Here is a 16,177-nt window from a genome sequence, read left to right as displayed (position 1 = left end):
AACGAGACAGGCGAAAGTTAGCGATTCGCGACACGGGCCACGATCGGCTCGTCGTCACTTTTCTCGGGCAGTTTCTCCAAGATCTCGAGCAGCACATGGTCGGTATCGAGTCCCTCGGCTTGAGCTTCGAAGTTCAGGATCACGCGATGGCGCATCGTCGGCAGATAAACGCGGCGGATATCCTCGAAGCTGACGTTGTACCGTCCGTCGAGCAATGCACGAACCTTGGCGGCCAAGGCCAGCGTTTGGGCGCCGCGCGGGCTGCTGCCCCAACGCAGGTATTGATTAGTGACCGGCAAGGCCATCGGCCCGTCGGGATGCGTCGCCAAAGTTAATCGCACGATGTAATCTTGCACATGCTTGGCCAGGATTACTTCGCGGATTAGTTTTTGCCACTTCATGATCTCTTCGCCGTCCATTACCTTTTCGGGCTTGGCGAAGGTCCCTTTGGTGGTGCGATCGATGATCGTGGCAAGATCTTCGGCGGTCGAATAACCGACGACCAGCTTGAAGAAGAAGCGGTCGAGCTGGGCTTCGGGCAGCGGATAGGTTCCCTCTTGCTCGATCGGATTTTGCGTCGCGAGCACAAAGAACGGCTTTTTCAGCTCGTGACGAACGCCGCCGACAGTGACGCAAAACTCTTGCATCGTCTCCAGCATCGCCGATTGGGTCTTGGGCGTGGCGCGGTTGATTTCGTCCGCCAGGCAGATCTGGGTGAAGATCGGCCCTTTTTGAAATTCAAAAATCCGGCGGCCGTCGGGCGTTTCCATCACCATGTTGGTCCCCAGAATATCGGCCGGCATCAAGTCAGGCGTGTACTGGATACGATTGAACGGCAGATCGAGCGTCTCGGCCAGGGTGCGCACTAGCAGAGTCTTGCCCAGACCCGGCACTCCTTCCAGCAGGCAGTGCCCGCCGACAAACATGCAGGTCAGCACGCCGTGGACGATCTCGTCGTGACCGACGATCACGCGACCGATTTGCTCACGCACTGCGTTATATCGATTGCGGAACTCTTCCGCTTGTTGCTGCATCGTCTCGCCGACGCTCATGTCGCTTTCCTCAAAGTAGATTGGATGACGAGTGATCTTCTGATTCGCGGCCTGAGCCGGTGGTTCTAATTTTTCGGAGGCTCGGGCGAATCTCCAGGTCGCGTCTGTTGCCGGCGAGCCTTTTGCTTCGCTTTTAACAACCGGGACGTATAGTTATCTTCTTCGCTTGGATCTGGTTGGGATTGGGGTTGAACACGACGATCGATACGTGGAGTCGCCGCAGAGAGTTCGTCGGAGACGGCGTCGCCTGCTTCCGGAGCGTCGGCGTCAGTCTCAAAGCGAGTGCTGGCGCGGCGCTGGTCGATGTCGGACGCGACCTTTTCTTTGCTCATCCGCAACCGCTCGAGCCGATCGTCTTGCTTTTCTGCTTTGCCAAATCCAAAGGCTCGCCCCAGGTAACCTACTGCCGGCGACAGCCACTGTAATCCTATCGTAACCCGACGGATGAAAACGTCGTGAAAAAATGCGACCGCACAGATTACCACCAACAGGGGCCAGATCGGCTGACTGCTGACCGCTTTGGCCAGATTATGCCGGAAAGTATCGACCTCTAGCAAATCGTCGACACGGCCCAGCGCCATTCTCCCATGGATCAGCTCCCCTTTTTCTCCCCCTGCTGGCTCTAAATCAGCCAGCGTCTCGAGCAAATTATAATTCGTAAATTGCTGGCGAAACTCGGCTGAATAGGGAACATTGACCCCGGTTCGCAGCGGAGCTTCGCCGGGACCCGGGACCAGCGACAAAAAGTAGCTGCCCGACTCGTCCGCGTCGAACTCGCCGACATAGCGCCCTGGCGCGACCTGTTCGAGCCGGAAATCGTGCGTTTCCATCCGCGGGTCGACGGCGTTACCGGCGATATTCAAAAAGTTGAGATACTTATCCTCTTGATCGATCGCAGTGACGACGACGCGGACTTTGCCATCTTTGGCCTCGCTGGCGATCGCATACTTCCCTTCGTTACCGCTGGGGCGCATCGCCCAGCGAATCATCTGCGTATAGAACTTGTCATATCCATCCCAGCCGGTCCATTGATTGGACCAGCGATGGCCAGCGTCGCTGGTGAAGACGACCGAGCGACCGAGCCCGAACGTCCAGCTCGCGAGCAGCGTCGCGTTCTCTGGATGCTGCGCCGGATCGGGCGCGATCAGCGCGACGTCGACTAGCGGATTGTCTTTGAGTGACGTCATCACGTAGCCGTCGAAAGATGGAAAGCCGTTGATGCCGGTCGTGATTTCGTGAGGGTAACGCTCGAGAGGAACCATGCCGGGATGATCTTTCACCAGCGGCTGCGCGATTCGCCGGGCCTCACGTTGATAGATCCGCGGCAGCGCCTTGGGATTGGTCACTTCGTAATATTTGCCGCCGGTCGCGGACGCGATCTTTTTCAGCTCTAAACTGTTCGCCGGACCATGCGTACCGATCGCGACGGTGGTCACTTTGATGCCGGCTTTGGCGATCGCACTTAACGTAAACGGATTGGCGGGCGAAGGGTCGCCGTCGCTGATGATGATCATGTGTTTGACGGCGACTTCGTTGGGCGGAAGCTGGTTGAACGCTCGCAGCGCCATTTGCAGCGAAGGATCAAACTGCGGCATATCGCCAGGCGTCATCCGCGACATCTTCGCCAACATCCCAGGGCGATTCGGTCCAACGCGAATCAGGCCGTTGCCGTTGCTGGTCCAAAGCCATTGGTCGGTCGCGGCGTAATGGATCAGGCCGCAATAGTCCGAGTTGCCCAGGGCCTGCAGCGCTTCGCGGCCGATTACCTTTTGCCAATAGTTGCCTTGCGGCAACTCGGAGGCGTGCATCAACATCGCCAACGCGCCGACCGGAACCACTTTGGCGTCTTTGATCGTAAAGTCGACCGGCATCGCCTTTTCCAGCTCAGAATTGGCCCAACCGCCGGCGCCAAACGCTTGCGGTCCGCCGAGCATCACCAGGCCGCAGCCCATCTGCTGCGTGTTGCGGACCAGGACGTCGATTTGCTGATCGCTGAAACTGGCCAAGTCGCCGGCGTCGGCGCCGCTGGATCGCGGCGTGCCGGCTAGGATCACGCAGTCATAACGCTGCAGTTCGGCCAGTGACGTGAACAGTTCGTTGGTCGGCATCACATCGACTTCGATATCGTTCGCTTTCAGGCGATCGACCAACACGCTGTATTCGCCCGGCGTCGTCCAGTCTTCAATCAGCAGCACGCTCCCCTTGCCGCGAACATGGGTGAACGCCGTGGCAATGTTGTTTTGCGACATCGAGTCGTCGGTGCGTTCATCCGGCAAAAAACGAGCTTCGTACGTATAGAAGTCAGGGCGATCGATCACGTGCTCAAAGGTCAGCACCTTCTTGCCTGGCGCGACTTCGATCGGTTGTTCCGCTAACTGCTCTTCCAACTTGCCCGCTTTTCGCAAGACGACCAGCTTGCCGCGTACGACGCCATCATTATCGTCCGTCGGCTCGGTCATGTTGTTAATCACGACCGAGGTCCGAATCGGCTCGCCTTTGCGGATGTCATCGGGCAGCGTCACTTTTTCGACGGCGACTTCCGAGCGGCTCGACAGTTCGATCGGCGCGACGTCGACACCGATTCCGCTGGCCGACAGCGCCCGGGCGATCGGCTGGGCGTCGCCCAACGTTTGATTGCCGTCGGTCACCACGACGATGCGTTTCGCCTCATCTTCCGAGAACGAAGCTTGGGCCAACTTTAACGCCGCTTCCAGGTTGGTTGCGTCTTGCTTGATATGATCCAGGCCGATCAGACGGCGGCGACCGATCGGCACGTCATCTTCGTACGGCGGAACTTCGATCGCTCCTTCGCGGCCAAAAACGATCACGCCTGCGCGATCGCCGCGCGACGGTTGGCGATGCTTTTTGACTTCTTTCGAGACGTACTGCGCCATCGCGGCGCGCTGGTCTTCGGGAATGCTGAGCGACTGATCCAACACATAGATCACCGTCATCCGCTGGCTGACGCGCAGAAACTGCGCCTCGGCTAACGCTAGGATCAACATCACCAACACCGCCGAGCGAAGCCCAAGCGCCATCAAGCGGCGCACCGGACCGAGACCGGCCAGGCTGCGATAGCTGAAAAACCAGAGCAGCGGCAAGGTCGCCAGCAGCCAGAGCCAAGCCGGCTTGCTGAACGCGATGTCGATCCCGAACATGATCCGCCCGCTTGGCTGAATAAGGTGATGAAATCGCCGCGCCGCGAAACGCCGGAAGCGTGTCCGAGGAGATTTCAGAAAAGGTGGTCGGTGGTTCCCCTATGGTACCGCTTGGAAAAGCGCAAAGCGATAGCTGATAGGGAGTTTCAAGATTCGACCGATTTACGGCGGGACCGTCCCTTGATAGCGAGTGACTTTCAATTGGACTCCCGCGCTATTAAAAAGTTCCCGTTGATCGCTTGTCGAGAGGGGCCGTAACAACGGTTACTAGAAAACGCGCCGGCGGAGGAAAGTGCTGGACTCACTTACGAGGGGATGGACGATCGTTCATAATCGGGAGAATAAGTCAGCCGTGCGGCGGAGTCAACGAATCGAGCCATCGGTTGAAAAGGTCTCGCGGGCGCCCAAAAACAAGTATTTGTCATCCTCACTCCTGGGCGTCGAACCGGCAGGCCGATATTGGGATTCGCTTAGCCGCTGCGAAATGAGTCCACGAAGATCGCGTCCATCGAGTAATCGCTATGAAATTGTTCATGTGGCTTTCCCTGTTCCTCGTGCAACTTCTGCCAATCTCTGTTTGGGCAGGACTTCCCGAAGCAAGCTTCGAGGAAGTGCAAATGGAGAGCGAGCTAGGCTCAAAGATCGCGTCGAAGGTTCAAGAGGCCCTTGAAGCGAAAAAGATGCCCGGCTGTGTCGTGGCGATTGCCCGGCAGGGGAAGGTCGTCTATCTGCAAGCGTTTGGCAATCGACAGATAGAGCCTTCCGTGGAACCGATGAAGGTCGATTCGGTGTTCGACATGGCGTCGCTCACCAAACCGATCGTCACGGCCACCTGCATCATGCAATTGGTGGAAGCGGGAAAGATCGACCTGGATGCTCCGGTCTTGCAGTATCTGTCAGAATTTCGTGGGCATGGAAAAGAGGCGATCACCGTACGGCAACTGCTGATCCACGTCAGCGGACTGACGCCGGATAATGCGCTGCGCGACTACGACAACGGCTGGTCAGCGGCCTACGCGAAGATCTGCGATCTGACGTTACTTTCAGAGCCCGGCAAGCAGTTTCGCTATTCGGATGTCGGTTTTTTGCTGCTGGGAGAAATCGTGAAGCGAGTCTCCACACAGCCGTTGGACGAGTATGCGAAGCAACATATTTTCCAGCCGCTGGGGATGGAAGAAACCGGCTTCAATCCTCCTGCAGGACTGCAGGAGCGGGCCGTAACCACCACCCAGGTCGACGGCGTGTGGCTCCAGGGCGTCGTCCACGATCCGCGTGCTAACCGCTGTGGCGGAGTGGCCGGTCATGCCGGGCTGTTTAGTACGGCCGAAGATCTTCTGGTCTACGCCCAGGCGATGCTGGACGCTCGGTCCGAGGCCGGCTCTATTTTGCTGCCACATACGCTGTCGCAGATGACCAGGTCTTACGATGCGGCCGGCGATGTGCGCGGGTTGGGCTGGGATAAGCGCAGCGCCTATTCCCGAAATCGTGGAAAAACGATGAGTAACGCCGCCTACGGTCACGGCGGATTCACCGGGACATCACTCTGGATTGACCCCGAGCAAGACTTGGTAGTGCTGTTCCTATCGAACCGCGTCCATCCGAACGGCCAAGGATCCATTAACGATTTGGCTGGAGCGATCGGTACGCTGGCCGCCGACGCGTGTCTCGCCGATTAATCGGCAGGATCGAATAACCGCCGCCCCGGTCCCCTTTTCGCCTTTTGGGAGGCCGCATTTCCTTGGCTCGCGCCGCGGGTTACCGTTTGACAATTCGACCGATTTACAATCCCACACGCTGCACGCGATGATTGTTCGAGTCAATCACATGCACGCGGCCGCGGCTGTCGAGCGCCAGCGCCCAGGGGCAAAACAGTTGGCCCGGTTCACGGCCGTTGCCCCCCCAGATGCCGACGCTTTGGCCGTCGAGCGTGAATTTTTGCAGCCGATGGTTGCCAAATTCGATCACGTAGACGTGCCCTTGGCCGTCGAGGACTAAATCGTACGGATAACTCAACTCGCCGGGCTGTTCGCCGTGGACGCCCCACATTTTTACGAGGACCGCATGATCGCCGGTCGCGTCGAAGACCTGGATTCGGTGGTTGCACGCGTCGGCGACCCAGATGTGATCCTCGGCGTCGATCGCCAAGTTTTGGGGGCGGACAAATTGCCCGGGCTGATCGCCGTGCCCTCCCCATTCGAAGAGATATTCGCCGCTGGCGGTGAATTTTTGAATCCGATCAAACTGGCCATATTCGGCAATGTAGTAGTTGCCGTGCGAGTCTTGCACGGCGTCGGTGACAAAGCCAAATTCACCGGGGCCATGTCCTTCGACCCCGCCGATCGTTTGGTCATCCAGCTTGCGTCCATCGGCCGAGTAGACCAGCATCCGGTTGTAGTGGGTGTCGGCGATGAGCAGGTCTCCCGCGTTGTTGAACGATAGGCCGGATGGTCGACCGCGATAGTATTCCGGAATTTGCCACGCACGTAAGAAACTCCCATTGCGATCAAAAACCTGAATCCGGGCCGTCATATCGACGATGTACAACTGGTCGTCGGCGTCGATCGCGACGGCTCGCGGTTTTTCAAATTTGCCGTCAGAGATCCCTCGTTCACCCCAGACAGCTTCCAATCCGCCTGGCGACTCCAAGCCGGGGACGCAGCCGCAAAGCAGCACGAGAAGCGTCGAAATGAGGGGGCGTACACGAGTCATGAGACCCATTATTTCGTCAAAACGCCTGTAAGGGAAACGGTTCGGCCATAATTAGGCCCATTTGGGGCTTCCACTTGTCTAGCGTGGCCCGGATTCCGTATAGTTAACTTTTGACAAGACAATAACTTCGGGCGATCAGCCCCTAGCGGAGCGCAAGCGGCGAGCATGACAGTTCGGGTTATCGACGTAAAGGCGGCGGAAGACCGTCGAGACGTCATTCACCGTGCGGTTCAGGCGCTCGCCGAAGGGCAAGTCGTCGCCTTTCCGACCGAAACCGTCTACGGTGTCGCCGTCTCGGCGCTTAACAGTGGCGCGATCGATCGATTGATGGAGGCGAAAGGTCGCCCAAAGAATCAACCGTTTGCGTTGGCGATTCGCAGCAAAGATGAATTGGCCGACTATGTTCCTCAGGCCACGCCGCTGATGAAGCGGTTGGCGACGCGTTGTTGGCCGGGTCCGGTGACGCTGGTGTTGCCGTGCGACGATCCTCGTAGCGTCGTGCAAAGCTTACCGGCCAGCGTGATTCCGGCGATTGCTCCCAGCGGATTTGTGGGATTACGGATACCGTCTCATGACTTGATTCAAGAAGCGATGCGACTGCTGCCGGGTCCGCTGGCGCTGACCAGCGCCAATCGATCTGGTCAGCCGGACGCCGTGCGGGGATCGGAAGTTACCGAAGCGCTGGGCGATGCGCTCGGTTTGGTGTTAGACTGCGGGAAATGCCGCTACTCACAACCATCGACGGTGGTGCGGGTCGTCGGCAATCACGTGGAGATTTTGCGTTCTGGCGTCGTCTCGGAGAAGATCTTGAAGCGTCTCAGTAGTTACTGCGTCGTATTTGTCTGTACTGGCAATACCTGCCGTAGTCCCATGGCCGAAGTCCTAATGCAAAAGCATGCGGCCGAGCGATTTGGGTGCAAGCTCGAAGAGCTCGACGCGCGCGGATTTATCGTCGCATCAGCTGGGCTGGCCGCGTTTCCGGGGGGCCGCGCCGCGGCGGAAGCGATCAAAGTGATGGGAGATCGCGGACTCGACTTGTCAGCACACGCGAGTCAGCCGTTAAGCGATCGCTTGGTGGAGCACGCCGATTTAATTCTGACGATGACCGGCAGCCACCGAGACGCCATACTAGCGCAGTGGCCCGATGCAGCGGAATACACTCATAATTTATGCTTGGATGGATTCGACGTGGCCGATCCGATTGGTCATCCCGAAGTCGTCTACCAACAGTGCGCCGACCAGATCGAGGCGGAAGTCATCGCTCGCGTAAGAGCGATTGATCTTGATCAGTTGCCGGCGACCTCCTGAAATTTTGCGAGAGGGGAGGGAACTAATATCATGCGCATCGCCATTGGCAGCGACCATCGCGGCGTAGGCGTTCGGCACAGTATTATTGAGTTGTTAAAACGACTCGGGCACGAAGTGCAAGACGTCGGCGCTTTCGATTGCGGTAGTGTCGATTATCCCGATATTGCGGCGACGGTCAGCCAAAGCGTCGCCGCCGAAGAGGTCGATCGCGGCATCTTGATCTGCGGCAGCGGCATCGGCATGGCGATCGTCGCCAATAAAGTGCCCGGCGTTCGCGCCGCGACCTGTCACGATGACCTAACCGCCGAAATGAGCCGCCGACACAACAATGTGAACGTATTATGTTTGTCGGCCGACATGCTCGGCGAACGACTGATCGACCGGATGGTCGAAATTTGGCTAACGACCGAATTCGAGGGTGGGCGTCATGCTCGTCGTATCGAAAAAATCAGTGAGTTTGAAAAACGACTACACGAGCCGAAGTCTCCCTAGACAGTTCTGCAAACTCTTCGGTTTCGCTGACTTGCCAATACGGTAGCCGATGTCAGATTCGGCGATCATTGCGCAATTAGGTACAAAACGCGCAATCGTTTGGCCAATACGCAAATCGCGTGCGGAAACCCGCAGGTTGGTCGTCTGCGGCGTCTTGCCCCTTCTATTTGCGTGCGAATGGGTTGTACCTCTCCCTCCCACCCATCGGGTTCGGAGAAGCCCCTCCTTTTTAATCTCCTTCGCATCAATGCGCATTTGTGAGTCGCTAACCGCGGCCTATTTTTCCCCAGCGGCGCCGCTTGCGCCGTTCTAACAAACAAAGGCATGGCAATCGCCGATGTCGAGTTTTCAAAACAATGATTTTGTGCTGGGGACGGGTCATGTTGAATCGATTGAGCTTAACGAAGAAAACGATTTTTGGGTTTGCCGCCGTACTTCTACTTATGGTCATCGCCGCAGGCGTCGCGTGGAGCGGGCTCAGCAGCGCCGCGACCGGATTCGCGCGTTATCGGAAGTTGGCCCGCGATTCCAATTTTTGCTCTGACTTGCAAGACAGCATGATGCTGGCTCGCTTTAGTGCGAAAAACTTCGATATCTATGGTCGCGAAAGTGATGTAAAGAAGTTCGATGAGCGTCGCGATGAAATGCTCGCATTGCTTGAAGAAGCGAGAACGCGAATCAACAATCCTGAGCGTCGCGCCTTGGTGGGCGAGATTGAAAAGATGATCGTCGAGTACGATGCGGCGTTCGCTCAAGTCATCTCGAGTCGAAAACTACGCGATTCAAAACAGCGCGACGTGCTTGATGTTCAGGGACCGCTGATGTCAGAAAAGCTGGTGGCCATTATGAACTCGGCTCAAGCGGATGGAGACGCCGAAGCGGCGACCACCGCTGGAATCGCATTGAACAAGCTGATGGGGATTCGCCTGAGCATCTACAAATATCTTGACTCGGCGCTGCCGGCGCATCGTCAGGCGACCACCGAATATTTGAGCGCGATGGGACAAGATCTCGATAAGCTGGACGCCGAACTGCAAAACCCGGAGCGCCGGGAACTGTTGACGCAAACGAAGGCAGCCAAACAGTCATATGTCGCCGCCTACGAAACGATGGCCGATGCGTTGAAATCGGAGCGGGAGCTAATGACAGGACGATTGGATGTCATTGGCCCGGCGGTCGCGACGAAATCCGTAGAACTGAAAGCTTCGATCACCGGCGAACAAGACTTGCTGGGCCCGCAACTGCAAGCGTCGAATCAGGCGACGTTGTGGAGTGTCGCCATCGTCAGCGCCGTAGCGCTGGTGCTCGGTATTTTGATCGCCGTGTTGCTTAGCCGTTCGATCATCCTGCCGATTCGCAAGGTGATGTTGATCTTGAATTCGGTCGCCCAGGGAGATCTGCGTCAACGATTGACGGTCGAAAGCGAAGATGAAATCGGCGTCATGTCGAACTCGCTGAACACGGTGGTCAATCAATTGCAGACGGCGATGGTCGCTTTGGCCTCCAATGCCGATGAGATCGCTCGTTCGGCCGGCGATATGAACGACACCGCCGCGAGCATGTCGTCGGTCTCGACCGACACCAAGTCGCAATCGACTTCCGCCGCCGCCGCGGCGGAAGAGATGTCGGCCAATATGCGGACGATCTCCGCTTCGGCGACGCAAATGTCGACCAACATGGATTCGGTCGCCAGTGCGGTCGAAGAGATGTCGATCAGCGTCAACGAGATTGCTCGCAACACCGAACAGGCCAACCAGGTCGCTGACGAAGCGAATCATCTGGCCGAGGGAAGTCGCCAGCGTTTGGGGCAACTGGGCGAAGCGGCCAGTGAAATCGGCAAGGTGGTTGAGTTGATTCAAGACATTGCCGAGCAAACGAACCTGCTCGCTTTGAATGCGACGATCGAAGCGGCTCGAGCCGGCGACGCCGGCAAGGGGTTCGCCGTGGTCGCCGAAGAAGTGAAGCAACTGGCCCGGCAGACCGCGACCGCGACCGAAGATATTCGAAAGCGAGTGGGCGGCATGCAGGAAGCTTCGTATGAGTCGATCGAATCGATCGAAGCGATTCGCAAAGTCGTCAGCAGTCTCAGTCAGATCTCCCGGGGGATCGCCGCCGCTGTGGAGCAGCAATCGACCGCCACGCACGAGATCGCCAACAATGTCGCCCAGTCGAGCACCGCCGCTCGCCAGGTTTCGCAAGCGGTGACCGAATCGGCCGCCGCCGGCGAAGAGATTTCACGCAATGTGATCTCGGTGGACCGGGGCGCTTTTCGGGTTTCGGAAGATGCCGGACGCACCAAGACGTCGAGCGAACAGCTCAGCGGAATCTCGCTCAAGCTGCAGTCGCTGGTCGGGCAGTTCCAGGTGTAAGCGATCCTGATTCGCGAAAGCGCAATTCAGAAAACGCCGCTCCATCGAGCGGCGTTTTTGCTTTCTTGGATTGCGCCAGCACGATTGCAGCGGCGGCATCGTAAAACGCAAGCACTCGCCCGCTGCGCGAGTGAGGGAATAGGGCTCGCCACTTCAATCCGTGCTCGCATCGCCTGGCGTTTCCCCTCGCTCGCGCAGCGGGCGAGTGTCTGGATTTGCAACTTGATCGGCCAGCCACAGAAACGTGGAGGCCATCATGGTTTGGATGCGCGTGATCGGCCAGTTTCCGCTGGCGCTGGAGCCTTGCTCGTTGGCGAGCGGGACGTGCACGAAGAGAGCCTGGTCGGGGCCGCCGCTACCGGTTTCTGCACTGTGCTGCAGACTCCAAAAGTAGACGGCGTTGCAGAGATAGGCGCCGGCGTGAAAACTGACTTCGCTGTCGATGTCGACTGACTGCATCGCGGTGAGCCAACTTTGGTGATCCAAGTTGGTGCGATACGCTTGCGGGCCAGCGGCGGCAAGCGGACCAGGATCCGCGGCGCCGGTCTGTTTCCAGTTGATCGCGAACATCTCGAAGGCGGCAGCCCGCGCGGCGCCCGATTGGCCGAAGTGGAGCGTCGCGGCGTACGATTTGTCACGATAGAGATCGCCCAGCTGTGCCTGAGCTGCGGTGTAGTCGACCGGCAAGATGAGCTGTTCGACCAGAAAGTCCGGCGCCAAGTTGGCCAGCGGCAACTCACGCAGTGCAAGTTCGGTGCAGTTGTCCGGGAGTTCGCCAAACGGCTCAAAGCCGGTAACCAGGATGCGTTTCATCAGCTTGGCCAGTTATTCGGTGGCGACGACATAAGGAACGCCGCGATCGCGCAGCAACAAGGCGATCTCGGCTTGCTCGCCTAGCGTCAATTCCCAGCCAAGGGCGCCGGCGTTGTCGGTCAGCTGATCGACTCGCTTGGCTCCGCAAAGCGCCGCGGTAACGCCAGGCTGATCGATCGTCCAGCGAATGACCAGTTGCGAGACGGTGCATCCCATTCGCGTGGCCATGGCGCGTAATTTTTCGACGAGCTCAAGATTTTTGGCGTACTCTTCGCCGCGAAAACAGGGATACTTCGGGCGGCTGTCGTGCGGCTCAAACTTTTGGTCGAGCGACATCTTGCCTGCTAGCAGCCCCTTCATCAGCGGCCAGTAGCAAGCGACGGCGATGTTCTGCTCGCGGCACCAGGGGACGAGATCGACTTCGGCTCCCCGAAAAAGCATGTTGTACGGGGGCTGAATGATTTGGATTGGGCAGACCTGGTGAAACTCGATCGTTTCGCTCAGCGTCAGGTTTGAAACGCCGATCGCGATCGCGGCGCCTGATTGCTGCAATTGGCGAAACGCGGCGGCCGTTTCGGCGATCGGCGTGCGGCGATCGGGAGCATGCAGATAGAGAACGTCAACGCGATCGGTATTTAAGCGGCGCAAACTTTCGGCGACTTCGCGGCGGATCGTATCGGGGCGCGCGTCGCGATGTTGCGTCCCATTTTCCCAATGCAGACCGGCCTTGGTGGCGACGACGTATTCGTCCCGATGTTCGGCAAGGACTTCGGCGATGTAACGTTCGCTCTCGCCGGCGGCGCCATAGGCGAACGCCGTGTCAAAAAAGTTGATCCCCAGGTCGAGTGCGGCGGCGACCGTTGCGCGACTGTCGGCTTCGGTGACGCCGGGGCTGGTCATTCCGGACAGCGGCCAGCAGCCGAGTGCGACCGGCGAAACGTGCAGCGCCGTGTTGGCGATTTGTCGGCGTTCCATCAGCGCTTAACCAGGTCGGGGTCGCTGCGGCGTGTAAAGGCAACAGTCGACAGGACAAAAATCGTGGGATGGTCCCAGCGGCCCGAGCGCTTGTTTGGGCATGTCGGGATCCAGGCGCTCTTCGATCAGCTGGCGGATCATCTCGATGAATCGTGGACGGACGCCGGCCGTGCCGCTGCGAATGAAGTTCAGTCCGACCTCGGCGGCGGCCTCTTTGGCTTCGGTGTCGAGATCGAAAAGGACTTCCATATGATCCGAGACGAATCCGATCGGCGAGACGATCACATCCGTTGCGCCGGAGGCGCCCAGGTCGCGGATCACGTCGCAAACGTCAGGCTCTAGCCAGGGCTGCGTCGGCGGGCCGCTGCGGCTTTGATAAACAAGCCGCCAATTGGCGTGCTGCGTCGCTTCGCTCACCAGGCGGCAGCTTTCTTGAAGCTGCTTCACGTAATTGCAGTTGTCGGACATCCCGAGCGGAATGCTGTGTGCTGTAAAGATCAACTCCGCACGCTGACGCCGCTCTGACGGAATCTGATCGAGCGATTCGCGCACACAGGACGACATCGTCTCGATAAAGCCGGGATGATTGTAGTAGGTGCGGATTTTATCGCAGCGAGGAGCCTGATCGCCGACTTCGACCTGGGCTTTGGTCAGATCTTCCCGATATTGGCGACAACCAGAGTAGGAACTGAAGACGGAGGTGACGAAGACGAGCGCCGATTCGACGCCGTCGTTTTTCATCTGAGTCATCGCGTCGACCAGGTAGGGCGCCCAGTTGCGATTGCCCCAGTAAATAGGGAGATCAATGCCGTGGGCGGCGAGTTCGACTCGCAGCGCGGCGATGAGATCGCGGTTTTGCTGATTGATTGGGCTGACGCCGCCGAAGTGCTGGTAATGCTCAGCGACTTCCAGTAGCCGCTCGCGGGGAACATTTTTTCCGCGGAGGACATTTTCCAGAAACGGAATGACGTCATCGGGTCCTTCCGGGCCGCCAAACGACTGAACGAGAAGTGCGTCGTATTTCATGGGTGTTTCAGGGGGCTACGAAAAAACTGGCCTCGAAAAATAGAGTTGTAGCCGCTCGGCGCAAAAAAATAGCCCCTCTCATGGAGAAGGGCTATATCGAAGTGACCCCAACGGGGTTCGAACCCGTGTTGCCGGCGTGAAAGGCCGGAGTCCTAGGCCACTAGACGATGGGGCCCTAGGTCGAAAACACTAAAATAACGTCGTGACCCGACTATGTGAAGGCGGGACACGGCCTCATCCGCATTGGAGAGGAAAAAAAGAGATGGGTTCGGGCAAGAAACAGGAAAAACACGGCACGATGTGCAGTTTCGCGGCGGAAATATACAACGCGAACATCATCCAACTAGCCTTCGGCGCTGGGCGTGTCGGCGCCCGCTTTTTCCTGAGACTCGTTGCGCAAAATCGCATCATAAACCTCGCGGCGATGCACAGGGACTTCTTTGGGAGCTTCCACGCCCAAGCGTACCTTGTCGCCGCGAATTTCCACGACCACGATCGTAATGTCATTGTTGATGACAATACTCTCGTTCTTTTTCCTTGAGAGAACCAGCATTTCCTACTTCTCCACTGTCGCCGCTTGATACACCGGGGAGCGAACTTTTTGGCGACTGGGTTTCGTCGGGCGCTTGATGGGCAATCCCAACTGCGTTAAATTACCTGGATCGTTCTGAGTCCCTTTGAGGAATTCGCTCAGGCGAGCAGCAAATTCAAAGGGCCCTAGCGGATCATCTCAGGCGTCGCACGGCCTGTGCGCATACACGCTTCCCCTTCACTCTACGTGCTAAAAGTGCGTCGTCAAGCGACGACTCTCACCCAACTTGAGGAAAACCTGGATTCTTTTTCAGGGAAAAAGCACATTTGGCACAAGTTGCCGTGTTTCGCTAGCCTCTCGGGTTTTCCTAGGCCGCAAAGTACTAAGTCATTGCTGTAAACGACCTTGCGAATCGATTCGCCGTATTCAAATGCAATTTGCATGCGAATAAGTGGAGCTTGGTTATTCTGCTGCTTTTCTCCGTTCCACGCGTGACAGTCGGCCAAAATCGGGATATCTTGGGCGCACGCACGCAGCCAGTTAGGGAAGGAAGGTGCATCCGCAATGTTGACTTGGATACGAAACGTCTACTCGGCGGTTGTAACGGTAGCCGAAGGGCTCTCGATCACAATTCGTTACTGGTTCAGCACTTACGATAAAGATCGTAAGGCTTTTGCCGAGCACTACGAGTACCCCGAGCTGCCGGTGCAGGTCTCGCCGCGCTATCGTGGATTTCATCGCTACGATCTGACTACCTGCATTGCATGTGATCAGTGCGCTAAAGCGTGCCCCGTGGATTGCATCTATATCGGCAAAGAGCGGGTCGAAGGGGCGAAAGGTTTCGCCGTCACCGGATTCACCATCGATTACACGAAGTGCATGTTCTGTGCGCTCTGTGTCGAGCCGTGCCCGGTCGACTGTATTTTCATGGGGGGGACGCTCGATCTGAGCAGCTATAGTCGCGATGGAGCGATTGTCGACTTCTCTCGCTTGCCGGTCGATATCGCGTGGGGGCGGAGCTCGCTGAATCCAACTGCCGTCGCCGAATCGAAGGTGATTGCCGAGCCGGTTCACGGCGGCCCCAATCAGTAAAACCGCCAGGTTGGGCTCTCATCGCAAGAAACCGCGGCGGGTCGCTTTTCAATTAGGTTAGTCAGGCTTAGACTTGATTGAGTAAGTCTTGTCTTGAAAAGCGATGCAGGTTAATCGATGACTTCATCTTCCGCACAGTCGGTTCGCATATTTACGGTCGCCCAAGCCAACGCGATGTTGCCGCTCGTCTCGGCAATCGTGGCTGACATCGTGGAGCTTTCGCGTGATGTGATTTCTCGCCGCGAACGTCTTGTCGATCTCGAACGCCGCGCCAACTACGACAGCGCGCCGCGCGTCTATGCTGAAGAACTGCGATTGGTGAAAGATGAATTGCAGAACGATTCGCAGCGTCTGCAAAACTATGTCGAAGAACTGCGTGAACTGGGCGTCGAGCCGAAAAGCGGTCCCGAAGGGCTGGTTGATTTTCCGGCCATCATCAACGGCAAGACGGTCTATCTCTGTTGGAAATTGGGAGAGCCGGTCGTGACGCATTGGCATGAAATGGACGCCGGTTTCGCCGGTCGTCAGCCGATCACGTCGGACACCATCTTTCAGAATTAATTCAACAGTTGCGGGAAATTTCTTCTCCTTGACCGGCAGCTAGTTGCATTGATTCCCCGTAGTTCTACAATCCGGGGTTAATTGCTTCTA

General features: G+C 57.7%; 13 protein-coding genes and 1 tRNA gene. 6 read left to right on the top strand and 8 right to left on the bottom strand.

What is annotated here, in order from left to right; translation table 11 throughout:
• Positions 1-17: 17 nt before the first annotated feature.
• Together DSM3645_RS24515 and DSM3645_RS24510 are read right to left on the bottom strand one after the other, a co-directional pair.
• Positions 18-1,052 (bottom strand): AAA family ATPase, encoded by a 1,035-nt coding sequence (locus tag DSM3645_RS24515; protein ID WP_002655321.1) that lies wholly within the window; start codon positions 1,050-1,052, stop codon positions 18-20.
• 65 nt (positions 1,053-1,117) lie between these two features.
• Positions 1,118-4,210, bottom strand: a complete 3,093-nt coding sequence (locus DSM3645_RS24510) for a VWA domain-containing protein (protein WP_002655320.1) — start codon at positions 4,208-4,210, stop codon at positions 1,118-1,120.
• A 521-nt stretch (positions 4,211-4,731) separates the two neighbouring features.
• Here DSM3645_RS24510 and DSM3645_RS24505 point away from each other — a divergent pair.
• Positions 4,732-5,886 (top strand): serine hydrolase domain-containing protein, encoded by a 1,155-nt coding sequence (locus tag DSM3645_RS24505; RefSeq protein WP_002655319.1) that lies wholly within the window; start codon positions 4,732-4,734, stop codon positions 5,884-5,886.
• Positions 5,887-5,989: 103 nt separating this feature from the next.
• Here DSM3645_RS24505 and DSM3645_RS24500 read toward each other — a convergent pair whose 3' ends face one another.
• On the bottom strand, positions 5,990-6,919 hold the full coding sequence (locus DSM3645_RS24500) for an NHL repeat-containing protein (protein ID WP_237564927.1): 930 nt from the start codon (positions 6,917-6,919) through the stop codon (positions 5,990-5,992).
• Between the two features lie 165 nt (positions 6,920-7,084).
• On the opposite strand from DSM3645_RS24500, the gene DSM3645_RS24495 reads away from it, so the two are divergent.
• The 3 genes from DSM3645_RS24495 to DSM3645_RS24485 all read left to right on the top strand — a co-directional run bounded on the left by DSM3645_RS24495 (position 7,085) and on the right by DSM3645_RS24485 (position 11,088).
• Positions 7,085-8,227: an L-threonylcarbamoyladenylate synthase gene (locus DSM3645_RS24495; protein ID WP_002655317.1), complete on the top strand. Its 1,143-nt coding sequence runs from the start codon at positions 7,085-7,087 to the stop codon at positions 8,225-8,227.
• 30 nt (positions 8,228-8,257) lie between these two features.
• Positions 8,258-8,719 (top strand): ribose 5-phosphate isomerase B, encoded by a 462-nt coding sequence (gene rpiB / locus DSM3645_RS24490; protein ID WP_002655316.1) that lies wholly within the window; start codon positions 8,258-8,260, stop codon positions 8,717-8,719.
• 380 nt (positions 8,720-9,099) lie between these two features.
• Positions 9,100-11,088, top strand: coding sequence for a methyl-accepting chemotaxis protein (locus DSM3645_RS24485; RefSeq protein ID WP_002655315.1), 1,989 nt, complete (start codon positions 9,100-9,102; stop codon positions 11,086-11,088).
• Positions 11,089-11,241: 153 nt separating this feature from the next.
• On the opposite strand, the gene DSM3645_RS24480 is transcribed toward DSM3645_RS24485, so the two are convergent.
• The 5 genes from DSM3645_RS24480 to csrA form a co-directional block, all read right to left on the bottom strand.
• Complete coding sequence (locus tag DSM3645_RS24480) at positions 11,242-11,901, bottom strand: pyroglutamyl-peptidase I family protein (protein WP_002655314.1); 660 nt, start codon at positions 11,899-11,901, stop codon at positions 11,242-11,244.
• 12 nt (positions 11,902-11,913) lie between these two features.
• The gene (locus DSM3645_RS24475) at positions 11,914-12,876 is read right to left on the bottom strand and encodes an aldo/keto reductase (protein ID WP_002655313.1); all 963 of its coding nucleotides are present in this window, start codon (positions 12,874-12,876) and stop codon (positions 11,914-11,916) included.
• 6 nt (positions 12,877-12,882) lie between these two features.
• Positions 12,883-13,902, bottom strand: coding sequence for a ferrochelatase (locus DSM3645_RS24470; RefSeq protein WP_002655312.1), 1,020 nt, complete (start codon positions 13,900-13,902; stop codon positions 12,883-12,885).
• Between the two features lie 102 nt (positions 13,903-14,004).
• Positions 14,005-14,077 (bottom strand) — tRNA-Glu (locus DSM3645_RS24465).
• Between the two features lie 168 nt (positions 14,078-14,245).
• Positions 14,246-14,455 (bottom strand): carbon storage regulator CsrA, encoded by a 210-nt coding sequence (gene csrA, locus DSM3645_RS24460; RefSeq protein WP_002655311.1) that lies wholly within the window; start codon positions 14,453-14,455, stop codon positions 14,246-14,248.
• 543 nt (positions 14,456-14,998) lie between these two features.
• Here csrA and DSM3645_RS24455 point away from each other — a divergent pair.
• The gene (locus DSM3645_RS24455) at positions 14,999-15,526 is read left to right on the top strand and encodes a 4Fe-4S binding protein (protein WP_002655310.1); all 528 of its coding nucleotides are present in this window, start codon (positions 14,999-15,001) and stop codon (positions 15,524-15,526) included.
• Between the two features lie 117 nt (positions 15,527-15,643).
• The gene (locus tag DSM3645_RS24450; RefSeq protein ID WP_040352987.1) at positions 15,644-16,087 is read left to right on the top strand and encodes a DUF2203 domain-containing protein; all 444 of its coding nucleotides are present in this window, start codon (positions 15,644-15,646) and stop codon (positions 16,085-16,087) included.
• Positions 16,088-16,177 lie beyond the last annotated feature (90 nt).

The organism is Blastopirellula marina DSM 3645 (genome assembly GCF_000153105.1).
Taxonomy (GTDB): Bacteria; Planctomycetota; Planctomycetia; order Pirellulales; family Pirellulaceae; genus Blastopirellula; species Blastopirellula marina.
The sequence above is the reverse complement of the archived record's forward strand: the minus strand, read 5'-3'. Positions and strand labels throughout refer to the sequence as shown.